The following is a 14,469-nucleotide window of genomic DNA, read 5'->3' on the forward strand; positions in this document are numbered from 1 at the left end:
TCACCTGAGTTTCAGTTGTCGCTGCCTTTGTTGTCGACGCGGTAGCCGAAGCCGAACCCCACGCCCTGGAACAGCACCACGTCGGCCAATTGGCGGGCCGTTTCGCCGGCTTTGGCCAGCCCGGTCTTGGGCACGAAGAGCATGTCTTCGGGCTGCAGGTAGGCGATTTGCGAGGCGTCGCCGCTCAAGGCTTTTTCGACGTCGTAGTGGCGGGCTTCGACCTGATTGCCGTTGCGGCGCATGATCACCACCGAGTCGAGCCGGGCCTTGACGTTTGCGCCACGGGCCAGGGTCAGGGCTTCCAGTACCGAGATGGGCCGGCGGATCGGATAGGAACCGGGCTGGGCCACTTCACCTAGGACGTAGATTTCATTGCCGGCGGTGGACTTGAGCAGCACATCGACGGTCATGCGTCCGGGCAGATTGGCGTAACGCTCGTTGAGGAAGGTTTCCAGCTGGGTGACGGTCATGCCCTGCAACGGTACGGCGCCGATTTCCGGAAAGCTGGCGTAACCGTCCCGGCCCACGGTGATTTCCCGGCTCATGCCGGTGCCGGGGTGGGTCAGGGTATTGCGCAGGGTCGTCTCGCCGGCCAGCGGACTGGTCACCAGCACCGTCAACTGGTTGCGATTGGGCTGGAACAGCATCTTCTGGTCATAGGCTCGCTGTACCGCAAGACGGGCCTCGTCGGTGGTCAGGCCGGCGAGTTTCACCGAGGTGTTGGCGCCCGGCAGTTCGATGCTGCCGTCGGGCATCACCTGTTGCGTGCCGTTGAGCTGGCTGGCGGCGGTAAAGTTCAGCGCTACCTGGTCGCCCGGCTGTACACGATAAGCCTGGGAGGCGGTGGTGCTGATATGAAAAATCACATCCAGCACGTCCTGGGGCCGCAGGGTCTGTTCGACCTTGGGCATGTCGGTGGCCTGGGCGTTGGCCGGCGCGGCCGTGAGGATCTGCACCGGCATCGAGCGGGTATCGGTGGTGCTGGAGCAACCGGCAAGCGGCAGCAACAGCAGGACAAGCATTCTGGCGTTCATCTCGTCATCCTTTTGCAGGCTTACAGGTTGTTGTAGAGCCACTTGGGCATGTAGTACTTGCGGCGATTGAAGACACTGCCGACCACCTTCGCGCCGGCCTGGGCCAAGCGTTGCCGGGCGGCCTGGGCGACTTCCCAGCGGGTGTCCTCGCCGCGCACCACCAGCACCACGCCGTCCACCTGAGTGCCCATGACCAGGGTGTCGGTGGCCGAATACACCGCGTCGGCGTCGATCACCACGAAGCGGTACTGCGCGGCCAGTTGCCTGAACAGCGGGCGCATTCGCTCGGGGCTCAGGCGCTCGGCGTTATGGCCCAGGCGACCGTTGGGCAGCACGTCGAAGGGCAGGCTGGAAACCTGCACCACGCAGTCCTGCAACAGCGGCGGAGAAAGGCTGTTGAACAGCAGGTCGCTGAAGCCGCGCTCTTTTTGCAGCGACAGCTGCTGACTGAGGTTGCGCGGCGACCGGCTGGCGTCCACCAGCAGCACACGGCCGCTGCTCATCTGCGCCAACTGGGCGGCCAGCGCCATGGCGCTGGTGCTCGTGCCGGTGCCGATATTCGCCGCCGTCAGGAGCAGGATCCGCAAGGAAGGGTCGAGCACGGTCGAGGTCAGGTTGGTCTCGCTCGGGCTTGCTATGGTCAGGATATTCGTTGAACCGTCCATTTAACTCGCTCCGTGGCCGCTGAAGACTTTGAAGGGGGTGATGATCAGGATCTTCAAATCCAGCAAAAGGCTCTGCTCGGCGATATAGCTGAGGTCCAGTTCCACGCGCTGGTCGAAGTCGATATTGCTGCGTCCGGAGATCTGCCAGAGGCCGGTGAGGCCGGGGTAGATGCTCAGGCGCACCAAATGGTTGTCCTTGTAGCGGTAGGCGTTGAACGAGGTCGGCCGCGGGCCCACCAGGCGCATGTCGCCGGTCACGACGTTGATCAGGTTCGGCAGTTCATCGAGGCTGCTGCGGCGTAGGAACCGGCCGATGGGGGTTATGCGCGGATCGTTGTCGATCTTGAAGTCGATGGCGTCGGCGCCGTGCTTGTTGAGGTGGCGCAGCGATTCTTTCAAGGCCTCGGCGTCGGCGACCATGGTGCGGAACTTGTACATGCCGAAAACGCGGCCGCGATAGCCGGTGCGTTTCTGCACGAACAGCACCGGGCCAGGGCTGGAGAACCTCACCAGCAGTGCCAGGCCCAGCAGCAGCGGACTGAGCATCAGCAACAGGGCCAATGCGCCGAGGCAGGCCACCACCCGGTTGGTGCGCGAGACGGTCCAGGGCCGGCCGCCGTCGCGGCCAGTCATCCAGCCACGACCCTGGCGGTGGATAGCCGCGTCCAGGCGCCTGCGGTGCTCGGGGTCGACTCGTTTGTCACGGCCGAGGGTCCGGGTCGGGATGGCTTGCTCATGTCGGGTCATAGACTCCTCCGTTGAGGTTGGGCCGCAAGCGTTCTGTCGCAAGCGGTGCGTGGGCGATGGGCGGTGCGTAGTAATCGAGGAACCAGTCGATGAAGCGGCCGAGGCCTTCATCCAGTTCGATGCAAGGCTGGAAACCGGTGGCCCGGGCCAGGTCGCTGGCATCGGCGCAGGTGTTCAGCACATCGCCCGGTTGCAGGGGCAGCAGCTCGACTCGCGCGCTCCGGCCCAAGTGTTTTTCCAGCAGCGCCACGTAGGCCCGCAGCGTCACCGGATGCTGTCCGCCAATGTTGAAGACGCGCCACGGCGCCAGGCTGGTGGCCGGGTCCGGCTGGTGGCGATTCCAGTCCGGGTTTGCATGAGGTGGGCGCTCGATCAGCCGGGCGATGCTCTCGATGATGTCGTCGATGCAGGTGAAGTCGCGCTCGTGCTCGCCATGGTTGAACAGCTTCAGCACCTGGCCTTCGGCAATGGCCCGGGCGAACTGGATCGGCGACATGTCCGGCCGGCCCCAGGGGCCATAGACGGTAAAGAAACGCAGGCCGGTGCAGGGGATGCCGAACAGATGGCTGTAGCTGTGGGCCATCAGTTCATTGGCCTTTTTGGTGGCCGCGTACAACGACAACGGATGGTCGACGCCGTCCTGTACCGAATACGGCGTGCGCTGGTTGGCGCCGTACACCGAACTGGAAGAGGCGTAGATCAGGTGCCTGACCGGATGGCGGCGGCAGCTCTCCAGAATGTTCAGGAACCCGCTGAGATTACTGTCGACATAAGCCCGCGGATTTTCCAGCGAATAACGCACGCCGGCCTGGGCTGCCAGATGGATCACCACGTCGGGGCGATGGGACTGGAACAGTTGGTCGAGGGCCGATGCGTCGGTCAGGTCGATTCGCGCCAGGTGGAAGTCGCCGGCCTGGCCTTTGACCCACGCCACGCGGTCGTGCTTGAGTTGCGGGTCGTAGTAGTCGTTGAAGTTGTCCAGCCCGCACACGTCATGGCCATCGCGCAGCAGTCGCAGCACGCAATGGGCGCCGATGAAACCGGCCGCGCCGGTCACCAGGATGTTCATGCTCGTGGCCCCTGAGCGGGCACGGTGTGGCGCAGCCCGATGCCGCGATACAGCAGTCCGGCGGCGGCCAGGTGTTCCGGGTTGTACAGGTTGCGGCCATCGATGATGACCCGCGCGCGCAACTTGCTGGCGAGCAGGTCGAAATCGACCACGCGAAAATTCTTCCACTCGGTGCAGATCACCAGGGCGTCGGCATCTTCCAGCGTGTCGTCGCGGGTAGCGCAAAGGTTCAGGTCCTTGCGATAGCCATAGAGGCGCCGGCATTCGGACATGGCTTCCGGGTCGTAGGCCTGAACGCGGGCGCCTTCGCGCCAGAGTGCCTCCATCAGGTAGCGACTGGGCGCTTCGCGCATGTCGTCGGTGTTCGGTTTGAATGCCAGGCCCCAGACGGCAATCGACTTGCCCGCCAGGCCGTCGGGGAACTGCAGCGTGAGCTTTTCGAAAAGAATGTGCCGCTGGCTGTCGTTCACATCGGTGACGCTGCGCAGCAGGCGCAGTGGCATGCCGCTTTGTTCGGCGGTGTGCAGCAGGGCGCGCAGGTCCTTGGGAAAGCACGAGCCGCCAAAGCCGCAGCCGGGATAGATGAAGTGGTAGCCAATGCGCGGGTCCGAGCCGATGCCCTTGCGCACGGCCTCGATGTCGGCGCCCAGGTGTTCGGTGAGGTTGGCCAGTTCGTTCATGAAACTGATGCGCGTTGCGAGCATGGCGTTGGCGGCGTACTTGGTCAGTTCCGCGCTGCGGTTGTCCATGAACATCAGCTTTTCGTGGTTACGGCAGAAGGGCGCGTAGAGCTCGCTCATCTGGTCGCGGGCCAGGGCGTCGACGGTGCCGACGATAATCCGGTCCGGGCGCATGCAATCGGCCAGTGCGCTGCCTTCCTTGAGGAACTCCGGGTTGGACACCACGCGCACATTCAGTTGTTGCAGGCCGCGACGGGCCAACGCCTGGCGGGCGCATTCGGCGACCTTGTCAGCCGTGCCGACCGGCACGGTCGACTTGATGATCAGGGTGCGGTCGCTGTCCATGAAGTCGGCGATCTGCCGGGTCACGGCCAGGACATGGCTGAGGTCCGCCGAGCCATCTTCATCGGCGGGCGTGCCCACGGCGATGAAGATCAGCTCGCCATGATTGACCGCATCACTGGCCTGGCAACTGAACGACAGGCGCCCGGCCTTGATGTTGTCTTCGAGCAACCCGGACAGTCCCGGCTCGCTGATGGGCGGTACCGCCTGTTGCAGTTGCCGGATCTTGTTCGGATCGATATCGACACACAGGACGCGATGTCCGACGTCTGCCAGCGCCGCCGCTTGAATCAGCCCAACGTACCCCGTTCCAAATACGCTCACGTCCATTCTTGGCGCGCCTCGCAGACCCGTTGATGTAACTCGGATGAAACTGTTTAGAGGGGTATAGCGCAGCCTCAGAAAAGCGTGTCAGCAAAATGACAGTTGTCACTGTTGGCAAACTCGAAAGAGTAGGGCTTTTTGATATCAAGTCCTTGACCGAATTGGAAAAGTGCCGTTTTTAAAGGGCTTTAAAGGTGTTTAAGTAGCCGATGAACGGTATCAATCCATAGATTTTTATGTTTTTAGCGGTTATTAGGTGTCATTTTTGAGCTAACTTTTTTTTGACGCTGTAGCCGTTGATCGACTTTCTTGCGCTTTGCAAACCCGCTGCTAGTGTGCAGAAACCAAGCCGTTTTCAACCTCCTCGTAACGCTGGGAAAAACATGGCGCGATACCTCAAGGAACTGCTACTGCTGCTGTACCTGCTCAGGGCGCATGACTATTATCTCGACCGTCTTTCGGCGCTGGGTTTTGGCTTGGCAACGCTGCTGTTCGGCGCGATGTTCGTTGCGCTGGTGCTGGCTCTGTGGATGACCGCGTACATTCGCCAGGCATTGGTGCGGCATCTGTTTGCCCTGGCGATGTTTGCCTCGGCGGTGTTCTTCGAGGTCTACACGCGCGTAACCGACAGCTACCTGACCTACAGCCAGTTCGTGTCGATGGTCTATTCCGGCGGGTTCATCCAGGAGGCGGCTTATCAGTACCGCGAGGTGATCATCGGTGCGGTTGCGGGGGGCTTGTTGCTGCTGCTGGGGATCGGCCTGAAGCCCCGGCGTCATCTGCCGTTGCCCGGTTACGTCGCGATCACCGCGCCCCTGCTCGGCGTGCTGCTGCTCAGTGGCGTGCTGTTCGTACGGGCAGGCGAGGGCGCGCGCGGTTTGCCGATCATGTACACGCCGCTGGCCTATCTGAATCTCTTCATCTATGAAGCCGTGCACAACACTGTGGGCCCACGGGCGCCAGTCAGTCTCGTGCGGCAAACAGCGGCGATCGGGCACGATATCGTGCTGATCATCGACGAAAGCATTGGCGGGAATTATCTTGATATCAACACGCCGTCCGGCGTCGCCACCGGCCTCAAGACGCCCCCTCCCGGCGTGGAAATCGTCAATTACGGCTACGCCGCCTCGATCGCCAATTGCAGCGCGGATACCAACGTTACCCTGCGCTATGGCGGCACCCGTGGCGACTACATGCGCATCAACAGCACCCAGCCGTCGATCTGGCAGTACGCCCGCAACGCCGGGTTGCGCACCGTCTATATCGACGGCCAGAACACCGGCGGCAAGCGGCAGAACCTGATGACAGAGCTGGAACAGCAGGACATCGACGAATTTGTCCAGTTCGACCAGGTCCGTGTGCGCGACCGTGACATGGCGGCTGCGGCGAAACTGATCGAGCTGATGGGCAACGACCGGGCCGAGCTGGTGGTGGTCAACAAAGTCGGCGCGCATTTCCCGGTCCACGACAAATACCCCGATGCTTTCATGACCTACCGTCCGGCCTTGCCGCGAGGGCAGTTCGAGGAGGTGGCCGACACCGGCCGGCGCGACGGCTTCAGTGGCGAAGCGAATGATTGGGTGCTGTATCGCAATGCTTACCAGAACACCTTGCTGTGGAGCGTCGGAGAATTTTTCCAACGCCTGTTCCGAGAGGGCAATCTCGACAATGCGGTGTTGATCTATACCTCCGACCATGGCCAGGACCTGCACGAACGTGGCAACCCCGGCCTCAACACCCATTGCGGCGGAGATCCGGTGGAAGAAGAAGGGCTGGTGCCGTTGCTGGTGATCCAGGGAAGCCGGTTGCAGACCCTCGATTGGCGCAGCGCCTGGGCGCAGAACAAGGACCGCTCCAGCCACTACAACATCTTCCCGACGCTGCTGCGGTTGATGGGCTATGAATCGGCCGAGGTCACGGCCCTGTATGGAAAATCCCTCGACCAGCCGACCGAAGACGACTTCACCTTCAACTACCGTTTTAACGCGCGACTGGGGGCCAAGCCGGCGTGGAAGCATATTGACCTGAGCAACATCGTTACGCCGAAACCGGTCCAGGGTGAGATGGCGGTGGGGCACTGATCAGCGGTTGAATGGACCGGCCTCTTCGCGAGCAGGCTCGCTCCCACATTGAGTCAGGTTCACCGAGGAATCCTTGTGGGAGCGAGCCTGCTCGCGAAAGCGCAGTATCAATCGCCGAAGATTCCGGAAGCGAATAAACAAACCCGCATCACATGTTTTTGGAACTCTGCGCACAGCGCAACCTCCGCTATCCTGATGCCCTTGTCGATCAGCCGAGTTGCCCATGCTTGAGGTCCGAAACGTCTTCAAAAGCTACACCACGCCCCAAGGCCCCCTGGCGGTGCTGCAAGGTATCGACTTGACGCTGCCTCCCGGCAGCAGCCTGGCGCTGATGGGGGAATCCGGCAGCGGCAAGAGCACCTTGCTGCATCTGGTCGCTGGCCTCGACAAGGTTGATCGGGGCAGCATCCACAGCGCGGGGCACCGGCTCGAAGACATGAGCGAAAGCCAGTTGGCGAATTGGCGGCGCACCGAGATCGGCCTGGTGTTCCAGCAGTTCAACCTCATCAGCAGCCTTGCGGTGGAAGACAATCTTGCGTTCCAGGCGCGCCTGTGCGGTCGGTTCGACGCTACGTGGCAAGCGCATCTGGTGCAGCGGCTCGGGTTGTCGGAGCTGTTGCGGCGTTATCCCGAGCAGCTTTCCGGTGGTCAACAACAACGGGTAGCCCTGGGCAGGGCGCTGGCTTCACGGCCGCCGTTGTTGCTGGCCGATGAGCCCACCGGCAGCCTCGACGAAGCCACCAGCGACGAGGTGCTGAAACTGCTCCTGGAATTGCTCGATGGCAGCCCGACCAGTCTGTTGATGGTTACCCACAGCCAGCGGGTGGCGGCGCGCCTGGCGCATCGCGTGGTATTGCAAGGCGGGCGCCTGGCGCAAGCGGGCCCGGCGTGATGATCTTTCGCCAGACCCTCAAGGCCCTGCTCAGTCACTGGCGTCGGCACCCAGTGCAATTTTTCAGTGTGTTGACCGGGCTTTGGCTGGCCACCAGCCTGCTCACTGGCGTGCAGGCCTTGAACAGCCAGGCCCGGGACAGCTACGCCCGGGCCAGCCAGCTGATCGGCGGCGAACCCCAGGCCAGCCTCAGCGCTCCCGGCGGGGGCTCGTTCCCACAGCAATGGTTTGTCGACCTGCGGCGTCAGGGTTGGCCCGTATCGCCGGTGTTGCAGGGTCGGCTGACGCTTGCGGGGCATGAAGACCAGCGCCTGCAATTGATGGGCATCGACCCGGTGTCGCTGCCGCCGGGTTCGGCCGTGGCGGGGCAAGCGCGGGAGATTGCCGAGGTGGTGGACTTCTTCACCGGCCCCGGTCGTACCTGGATCGCCCCGCAGACGTTGCAGGCCCTCGGGCTGAAAGTGGGCGACCGGCCCCGCAGCGCCGACGGCCAGGCCTTGCCGCCGCTGCACGTACAGCCGGACATGGCGCCAGGCATGCTGTTGATGGACATCGGTTTCGCCCAGCAGCTCCTGGGATTGCCGGAGCAGGTCTCGCGAATGTTGTTACCGGCCACGTTCACCGCGCCCTTGCCCGAGGCATTCAACGGCCTGTTGCAATTCAAGCGCGCGGACGAGGAGAACAACTTGACGCGCCTGACCGAGAGCTTTCATCTAAACCTCGACGCACTCGGGTTCCTGTCATTCGTGGTGGGACTGTTCATCGTTCATGCGGCCATCGGCCTGGCGCTGGAACAACGGCGCAGCCTGCTGCGAACCTTGCGCGCCTGTGGCGTCAGTGCGCGGGTACTGGTCGCCAGCCTGGCGCTGGAGTTGGGCGCGCTGGCCTTGCTCGGCGGGGTTGCCGGGGTGCTCAGCGGTTACTGGCTGGCGAGCCTGCTATTGCCTGATGTCGCGGCGAGCCTGCGCGGTCTGTACGGCGCCGAAGTGCCCGGGCAATTGCACCTCAGCCTTTGGTGGTGGCTCGGCGGCGTGGGCCTGGGCCTGCTCGGTGCGTTGCTGGCCGGGGGCCAAAGCCTGTTGCGGGCGGCGCGCCTGCCCTTGCTGGCGTTGGCCAATCCCCAGGCCTGGCACCAGGCACACGCGCGGTGGTTGCGGCGCCAGGGCGGGGTGGCACTGATGGCCGCGCTGATCGCGGTGGCGGCGCTGGTCTGGGGCGACAGCCTGGCGAGCGGTTTTGTCCTGATGACAGCGTTGTTGCTGGGCGCGGCGCTGGCGCTACCGGTGCTGCTCAACGCTTTGTTGAACCGGTTGTTGCGCGGCAACCGTTCCGTGCTCGGCCAATGGTTCCTCGCCGATTGCCGCCAGCAGTTGCCGACGTTGAGCCTGGCGCTGATGGCGTTGTTGCTGGCGCTGGCGGCGAATATCGGCGCTGGCAGCATGACCGCCGGTTTCCGCCAGACCTTCAGCGACTGGCTCGAACAGCGGCTCACCGCCGAGCTGTACATCAACCCACAGACCCCGGCCCAGGCAGGTAAATTGTACGAATGGCTCAAGCAACAACCGAGTATCCTCGCCGTGCTGCCGAACTGGCAGGTATCGGTCCCTCTGCAAGGCTGGCCGACGGATATCTACGGCATCGTCGATCACCCTTCCTATCGCCTGCACTGGCCCTTGCTGGAGTCGGCCGGTGACCAGGCCTGGGACCAACTGGCCGGCGCCGACACGCTGATGCTCAGCGAACAACTGGCCCGGCGCCTGAAAGTGGATGTCGGCGACCGGTTGACCCTGCCGACCCCACAAGGGCCGTGGACGCCGCGGGTTGTCGGGATTTATGCCGATTACGGTAATCCCAAGGGGCATGTACTGATCAACGCCGATCACCTGCTGGCGCACTGGCCGCAATTGACGCCGAATCGCTTCAACCTGCGCATCGAGCCGGCCGCCATCGGGCCATTGCTGGCGGCGTTGCAAAGCCGGTTCAGCCTGGACGACAGTCACATCGTCGACCAGGCTCGCCTCAAGGGTTGGTCGACCCAGGTGTTCGAACGCACCTTTGCCGCCACCGCGGCGCTGAACAGCCTGACCCTGGCGGTCGCCGGGGTGGCGTTGTTCATCAGCCTGCTGACCCAGAGCCAGAGCCGTCTCGGTCAGTTGGCGCCGTTGTGGGCAGTGGGGGTAACGCGTCGGCAACTGATGCTGCTCAACCTCGGCCAGACCTGGCTGCTGGCGCTGCTGACCCTGATGCTGGCCGTGCCGCTGGGCATCGCCCTGGCCTGGTGCCTGGACGCCGTGATCAACGTGCAGGCTTTTGGCTGGCGCCTGCCGTTGCGGGTATTCCCGGTGCAATTGGCGCAGCTGCTGGGCTTGGCAATGTTCGCCACGCTGCTGGCGTCGGCGTGGCCGCTGTACGCGCTGTACCGCACGCAACCGGCGGATCTGCTCAGGACCTTTGCCCATGAAAATTAGAGTCGGCCTGATACTGCTGGCCTTGCTCGGCGGCTGCGACGACTCGTCGGCGCCGGAAAAAGGTTTCGCCGGCCTCGGCAACCAGGCCGTTGCATTTACGCCTGTGGTGCCCGGGCGCGTATTCAGTTTTCCGGCCGATCATGGTGCCCATGACGGGTTTCGGATCGAGTGGTGGTACGTCACCGCCAATCTCAAGGATGCCGAGGGGCGGGATTTCGGCGTGCAGTGGACGTTGTTCCGCAGCAGCCAGGATGCCGCGCCCCAGGCCAGTGGCTGGCGTAACCAGTCCATCTGGCTCGGTCACGCCGCGGTCACTTCCGCGACCGTCCATCACGCCGCCGAACGTTATGCCCGCGGCGGAGTGGGGCAGGCCGGAGTGCGCACGACCCCGTTCGATGCCTGGATCGACGATTGGCAATTGACCACCCGAAGCGCGGGCACCGATCCCCTGGCGGCGATGCAGCTCAAGGCGCGGGATGCACGTTTCGGCTATGAGCTGCAGCTCACCTCGACACGCCCCTTGGTCCTGCAAGGCGACCAGGGTTTCAGCCAGAAATCCGCGCAGGGCCAGGCGTCGTATTACTACAGCCAACCCTTCTTCCAGGCCAACGGTCAGCTGGAAATCGATGGCCAGCGCTATCAGGTCAGTGGTCCGGCCTGGCTCGACCGTGAATGGAGCAGCCAGCCGCTGACCGAAAACCAGACCGGATGGGACTGGTTTTCCCTGCATCTGGATAATGGCGAACACGTCATGCTCTACCGCATGCGGCACAAGAAGGGCGCGCCGTACCTCACCGGCACCTGGATCGACGCCCAGGGCCAGGCAACGACTCTGGGCGCCAGCGAAATCAGCCTCGAACCGCTGGACACCGCCGAGGTCGCGGGACGCTCGATGCCGGTGCGCTGGTCGATCAGGATTCCCGCCAGGCAGCTCGAAATCACCACTCAGGCGCTGAACCCCGATGCCTGGATGAACCTGCGTATTCCCTATTGGGAAGGGCCGGTGCAACTGAGCGGCAATCGTGGCGGCATCGGTTACCTGGAAATGACCGGCTACTGACAATCACCGGAACTCCCGACATTCGTCGCCTCTCATACTTTATGAATGCCTCGCGGGAGCCCCTCATGAGCGATGACCTTAAACCTCCGTCGCTGCCCGACTGGCAGCGGCTGTTCGACGACAAGGCCTACTTCCAGCAGTCGCCCGACGCTCATTTCACCGAGCTGATGCGGCTGGCCGACGACCTGTTTGGCCAGGGAGCCATTGACCTGGACCGCTGGCAGGAGCTGAAGACCAAGGCGGAGGAACTGCACCAGCGCTCGCCGGATGCGAATGTGGCGGAGGAAGTGGCCGATCCTGATGCCTGATTTTTCGTGGGCCGCCTTCGCGAGCAGGCTCGCTCCCACAGAAGCGCGAGCAGGCTCTGCCACAGAAAATGCATTTCAGTGTGGGAGCGAGCCTGCTCGCGAAGAAGACACCCGGTCCTGGATGACAACCCTCGCCACCATCAACCAAACGCCAGCCACTGGCACCACCCAAGGAGTTCACCATGAAGCCCGGTCCCGATCAGACCCAACACAACCCCGACGAGCCGGCTCTGCCCGGCGAAGTGGAGCGAGACAACGACGCGCTACGGCCGAACGACCCGGCCAAGCGAGAACAGCAAGGCAATGCCGAGGCGCAGGAAACCGATGCGCAAAAAACCGCACGGCGCGATTGAATCCCTGGTGGCGAGAAACAAACTCCCTCGCCACGCCAGGTGAATAATTATTTAAGCGGGCCTCACGGACAGACCCGGCAAGCTCCACTATCATTGTTTTCGTTCGCCCAGTGCCAGGCTCTTTACCAGTGCATGGAATGCCGAGGCCGTCACACTGGGCGAACACCTGCATGACTCAGCCGGCTACCGGGGTGCGCCAATCATCCGAGCCCGAAGTGCCGCTGACTTCGTGAGTCCAGGTGATTTTCCGATAGCTGAAATGAACGTCCTCCAGATGGGTGAAGTGGCTGTTGCCCGGGTCCTGGCAATTGAGCATGTAGTCTTTCATGTCGACAATGATCGCGTCCTCCAGGGTGGTGGTGTAGTAGTGCTCCTGGGTGCCTGCAGCTGATGTGCGGTACCACTGGATTTCGACCTTCGTCAGGCGTTCGCCGCTGGTCAGGGCTGCCAGCAGCAGGGGCGAAGCCTTATCGAAGACTTTGGTGATGACCAGCGGTTTGTGCACGCGCTGGCCGGTTGGCTGGCCCGATTGAGGGTCGCGGGGGATGTTCACCTGATGCTCGAAGCCCTGCACCATGACCTGGTCTTCATGACCCTCCTGATAGGTATTGCCAACCGAGTCGGCGGTGAACGCACCGGCAGTGATCAGGCCTTGTTTTTCACCGGTGACGGACATGTAAGCGGGGGTAGCCAATGGATGCTCTCCTTCCTGGATAAACTGAGAAGCCCCGGGACGCGAATCGTCCTGAGGCGGTCTGAGCGTTATCAAGAGCCGTGCCATCGGCCAGAAAATACAGCCAGATCAAGGTGTTAACTTATTTTTTGAGCCGACGTCGGGTTGCGCGCCCGGCAAATCACGCAAACGGCTGCACGCTGCGTCGCATTGATCTGCCCACGCCCGAGGCGCCGTGTTGCCGGGAGCAAGGCGCGTAAGTCGAGCGGATGCTGCTGTCGGACTTGCGCAACTTGCTGCTTCTCCTTCCTGCGCTGTTTTTCAGAGCCCCAGCGTGCGCAGACATTCATCGACGGAGCGCTGCTGCGTCTCGGCATACAGCCCCAGTTCATCGATGGTCGGCCGCCCCAGCGCCGTTTCGAAGGCGTGCCGATTGGACTGTCCGGCGTAGTGATTCTGCGCGGCATCGCCCAGGTTCGACTGGAAGATGCCGGCGGCGCTGACCGGAAGGAAATCTTCGTACACCAAGGGTTCGGCGCGCAGGTACTGCTGCTCAAGCAAGTGCTCCAGCGAGCTCGACCGTTCAATCGCGCCCTTGGCGGTCAGCCCCGCTGGCGTCACGAAATAGCGAAAGTACGCCAGCGCTTGTCGGCGTAGCTCGTCGAGGGTGTCAGGGAATTCGGCGAAGTGTTCAGCCATCAGCGCGTTGTAGCGTTCGGCATTGGCTTCGTTGGGAAACGCGCCCAGGGCGTCCCGCGCCGCGTTCAGCAGTTGATCGTAGAGCGCCCGGCCCTTGGGCGTAAGCGCCGCGCCGCGTTGCTCGATTTCACCAAACCGGGCGCTGTGGCTGCCTTGGGATTCTGGTTGGTCGGTAAACGCGACGGGTTCATCGAGCGCCTTGAAACTGGTCTGGCGCAGCAGGATGGGGCACTGGCGACGGGGCGGGCCTTCGATCACGGCCTTGGGCGTGATGCCATGCACCGGCATCTGGGCCTGGACAATGTCGATGTCCAGGGTGCGCGGCGTCAGGTGATTGATATGCGGGCCCTTGAACGCCACCACGTCGGCAATCAGCCGATGCTGGGCGCTCAGTTGACGGTATTGTTCGGCGGTGACGGTGGCGCTGTGGTGCCAGCGAAAGGTTTCCAGCGCTTGCAGCACGAATTCCTCGGCCTGGGGCTCGGTCAGGCCGCCCTGACGTTCGGCCAACTCGATGAGTTCAAGGGCGCCGGAAGTGAAAATCTGCCGTTTGCCCAGCACCGATTCGGCAAAGGCCCGAAGCTCGGCGTTTTCAATCAGTTCCAGGCGCAACAGCGACGTGAACACGCGGAAGGGGCTGACCTGCAGTGCGGCCTCATGCACGGCGCGAAACGCCGTGGAATGCACCGGCACCCCGGCCGGCGTGAGGTCGTAATAGCCCACCGGCTGCATGCCCATGACCGCGAACAGCCGACCCAGCATCGCCAGCTCGGCGGCGGTGCCGACGCGGATCGCGCCATGCCGTTCCAGGTCCAGACGCTGCAGTTCGCCGGTGCTGCGCAGGTGTTCGGCCAGTTGCGGATCGTTTCCCAACACCCGGGCGTTGGTTTGCTCCACCAGGTTCATCAATGCGCCGTACAGCGGTACTTCGTCGCGGTACATGTCGGACATCGCCCTGGAGAAGCGTTGGCGGATCAGGTCGGGGCTGACGAAGCTCATCGTGGGAATTCCTGGCGAGGGCTGTGGGAAAGATGGACAAAAGATCGCAGCCTTCGCCAGTGCCGGCAAACGAAG

General features: G+C 63.1%; 13 protein-coding genes. 6 read left to right on the plus strand and 7 right to left on the minus strand.

Going from position 1 to position 14,469, the window contains the following annotated elements; genetic code table 11:
- Positions 1 to 11: 11 nt before the first annotated feature.
- Genes J3P97_RS09215 through J3P97_RS09235 form a run of 5 tightly spaced genes read right to left on the minus strand, consistent with a single transcriptional unit; the run spans position 12 to position 4,867 of the window.
- Positions 12 to 1,034, minus strand: a complete 1,023-nt coding sequence (locus J3P97_RS09215; RefSeq protein WP_434603537.1) for a polysaccharide biosynthesis/export family protein — start codon at positions 1,032 to 1,034, stop codon at positions 12 to 14.
- 20 nt (positions 1,035 to 1,054) lie between these two features.
- Positions 1,055 to 1,699, minus strand: a complete 645-nt coding sequence (locus J3P97_RS09220; RefSeq protein ID WP_434673965.1) for a CpsD/CapB family tyrosine-protein kinase — start codon at positions 1,697 to 1,699, stop codon at positions 1,055 to 1,057.
- Positions 1,700 to 2,446, minus strand: coding sequence for a sugar transferase (locus J3P97_RS09225; RefSeq protein ID WP_434569117.1), 747 nt, complete (start codon positions 2,444 to 2,446; stop codon positions 1,700 to 1,702). It abuts the gene before it with no gap.
- Complete coding sequence (locus tag J3P97_RS09230) at positions 2,433 to 3,515, minus strand: NAD-dependent epimerase (RefSeq protein WP_434673966.1); 1,083 nt, start codon at positions 3,513 to 3,515, stop codon at positions 2,433 to 2,435. The genes J3P97_RS09225 and J3P97_RS09230 overlap by 14 nt, the downstream gene beginning before the upstream one ends.
- Positions 3,512 to 4,867 carry a UDP-glucose dehydrogenase family protein gene (locus tag J3P97_RS09235; RefSeq protein WP_434673967.1) on the minus strand — a complete coding sequence of 452 codons (1,356 nt, stop codon included), beginning with the start codon at positions 4,865 to 4,867 and terminating at the stop codon, positions 3,512 to 3,514. Before J3P97_RS09235 ends, J3P97_RS09230 begins: the two co-directional genes overlap by 4 nt.
- Before the next feature lie 377 nt (positions 4,868 to 5,244).
- On the opposite strand from J3P97_RS09235, the gene J3P97_RS09240 reads away from it, so the two are divergent.
- The 6 genes from J3P97_RS09240 (at position 5,245) to J3P97_RS09265 (ending at position 12,023) form a co-directional block, all read left to right on the plus strand.
- Positions 5,245 to 6,942 carry a sulfatase-like hydrolase/transferase gene (locus tag J3P97_RS09240; RefSeq protein ID WP_434673968.1) on the plus strand — a complete coding sequence of 566 codons (1,698 nt, stop codon included), beginning with the start codon at positions 5,245 to 5,247 and terminating at the stop codon, positions 6,940 to 6,942.
- Between the two features lie 223 nt (positions 6,943 to 7,165).
- Positions 7,166 to 7,834, plus strand: coding sequence for an ABC transporter ATP-binding protein (locus J3P97_RS09245; RefSeq protein WP_434569113.1), 669 nt, complete (start codon positions 7,166 to 7,168; stop codon positions 7,832 to 7,834).
- Positions 7,831 to 10,302 (plus strand): FtsX-like permease family protein, encoded by a 2,472-nt coding sequence (locus J3P97_RS09250; RefSeq protein WP_434673969.1) that lies wholly within the window; start codon positions 7,831 to 7,833, stop codon positions 10,300 to 10,302. Before J3P97_RS09245 ends, J3P97_RS09250 begins: the two co-directional genes overlap by 4 nt.
- On the plus strand, positions 10,292 to 11,362 hold the full coding sequence (locus J3P97_RS09255) for a lipocalin-like domain-containing protein (RefSeq protein WP_434673970.1): 1,071 nt from the start codon (positions 10,292 to 10,294) through the stop codon (positions 11,360 to 11,362). The genes J3P97_RS09250 and J3P97_RS09255 overlap by 11 nt, the downstream gene beginning before the upstream one ends.
- Positions 11,363 to 11,427: 65 nt before the next feature.
- On the plus strand, positions 11,428 to 11,670 hold the full coding sequence (locus tag J3P97_RS09260) for a hypothetical protein (RefSeq protein WP_434569110.1): 243 nt from the start codon (positions 11,428 to 11,430) through the stop codon (positions 11,668 to 11,670).
- A 182-nt stretch (positions 11,671 to 11,852) separates the two neighbouring features.
- Positions 11,853 to 12,023, plus strand: a complete 171-nt coding sequence (locus J3P97_RS09265) for a hypothetical protein (RefSeq protein ID WP_434569109.1) — start codon at positions 11,853 to 11,855, stop codon at positions 12,021 to 12,023.
- A gap of 175 nt (positions 12,024 to 12,198) precedes the next feature.
- Here the strand turns inward: J3P97_RS09265 and J3P97_RS09270 are convergent, their stop codons facing one another.
- Together J3P97_RS09270 and hglS are read right to left on the minus strand one after the other, a co-directional pair.
- A complete protein-coding gene (locus tag J3P97_RS09270) occupies positions 12,199 to 12,717 on the minus strand; it encodes an Hcp family type VI secretion system effector (RefSeq protein ID WP_434569108.1) in 519 nt (172 codons plus the stop codon).
- 300 nt (positions 12,718 to 13,017) lie between these two features.
- Positions 13,018 to 14,394: a 2-oxoadipate dioxygenase/decarboxylase HglS gene (hglS, locus tag J3P97_RS09275; RefSeq protein ID WP_434673971.1), complete on the minus strand. Its 1,377-nt coding sequence runs from the start codon at positions 14,392 to 14,394 to the stop codon at positions 13,018 to 13,020.
- Positions 14,395 to 14,469 lie beyond the last annotated feature (75 nt).

Source organism: Pseudomonas sp. R1-15 (genome assembly GCF_051132085.1).
GTDB lineage: Bacteria > Pseudomonadota > Gammaproteobacteria > Pseudomonadales > Pseudomonadaceae > Aquipseudomonas.

Coding starts and splice junctions, on each gene's coding strand:
- J3P97_RS09220 (WP_434673965.1), bottom strand. CDS start 1,699: ATGGACGGTTCAACGAATATCCTGACCATAGCAAGCCCGAGCGAGACC.
- J3P97_RS09230 (WP_434673966.1), bottom strand. CDS start 3,515: ATGAACATCCTGGTGACCGGCGCGGCCGGTTTCATCGGCGCCCATTGC.
- J3P97_RS09245 (WP_434569113.1), top strand. CDS start 7,166: ATGCTTGAGGTCCGAAACGTCTTCAAAAGCTACACCACGCCCCAAGGC.
- J3P97_RS09265 (WP_434569109.1), top strand. CDS start 11,853: ATGAAGCCCGGTCCCGATCAGACCCAACACAACCCCGACGAGCCGGCT.
- J3P97_RS09240 (WP_434673968.1), top strand. CDS start 5,245: ATGGCGCGATACCTCAAGGAACTGCTACTGCTGCTGTACCTGCTCAGG.
- J3P97_RS09235 (WP_434673967.1), bottom strand. CDS start 4,867: ATGGACGTGAGCGTATTTGGAACGGGGTACGTTGGGCTGATTCAAGCG.
- J3P97_RS09215 (WP_434603537.1), bottom strand. CDS start 1,034: ATGAACGCCAGAATGCTTGTCCTGCTGTTGCTGCCGCTTGCCGGTTGC.
- J3P97_RS09260 (WP_434569110.1), top strand. CDS start 11,428: ATGAGCGATGACCTTAAACCTCCGTCGCTGCCCGACTGGCAGCGGCTG.
- J3P97_RS09255 (WP_434673970.1), top strand. CDS start 10,292: ATGAAAATTAGAGTCGGCCTGATACTGCTGGCCTTGCTCGGCGGCTGC.
- hglS (WP_434673971.1), bottom strand. CDS start 14,394: ATGAGCTTCGTCAGCCCCGACCTGATCCGCCAACGCTTCTCCAGGGCG.
- J3P97_RS09225 (WP_434569117.1), bottom strand. CDS start 2,446: ATGACCCGACATGAGCAAGCCATCCCGACCCGGACCCTCGGCCGTGAC.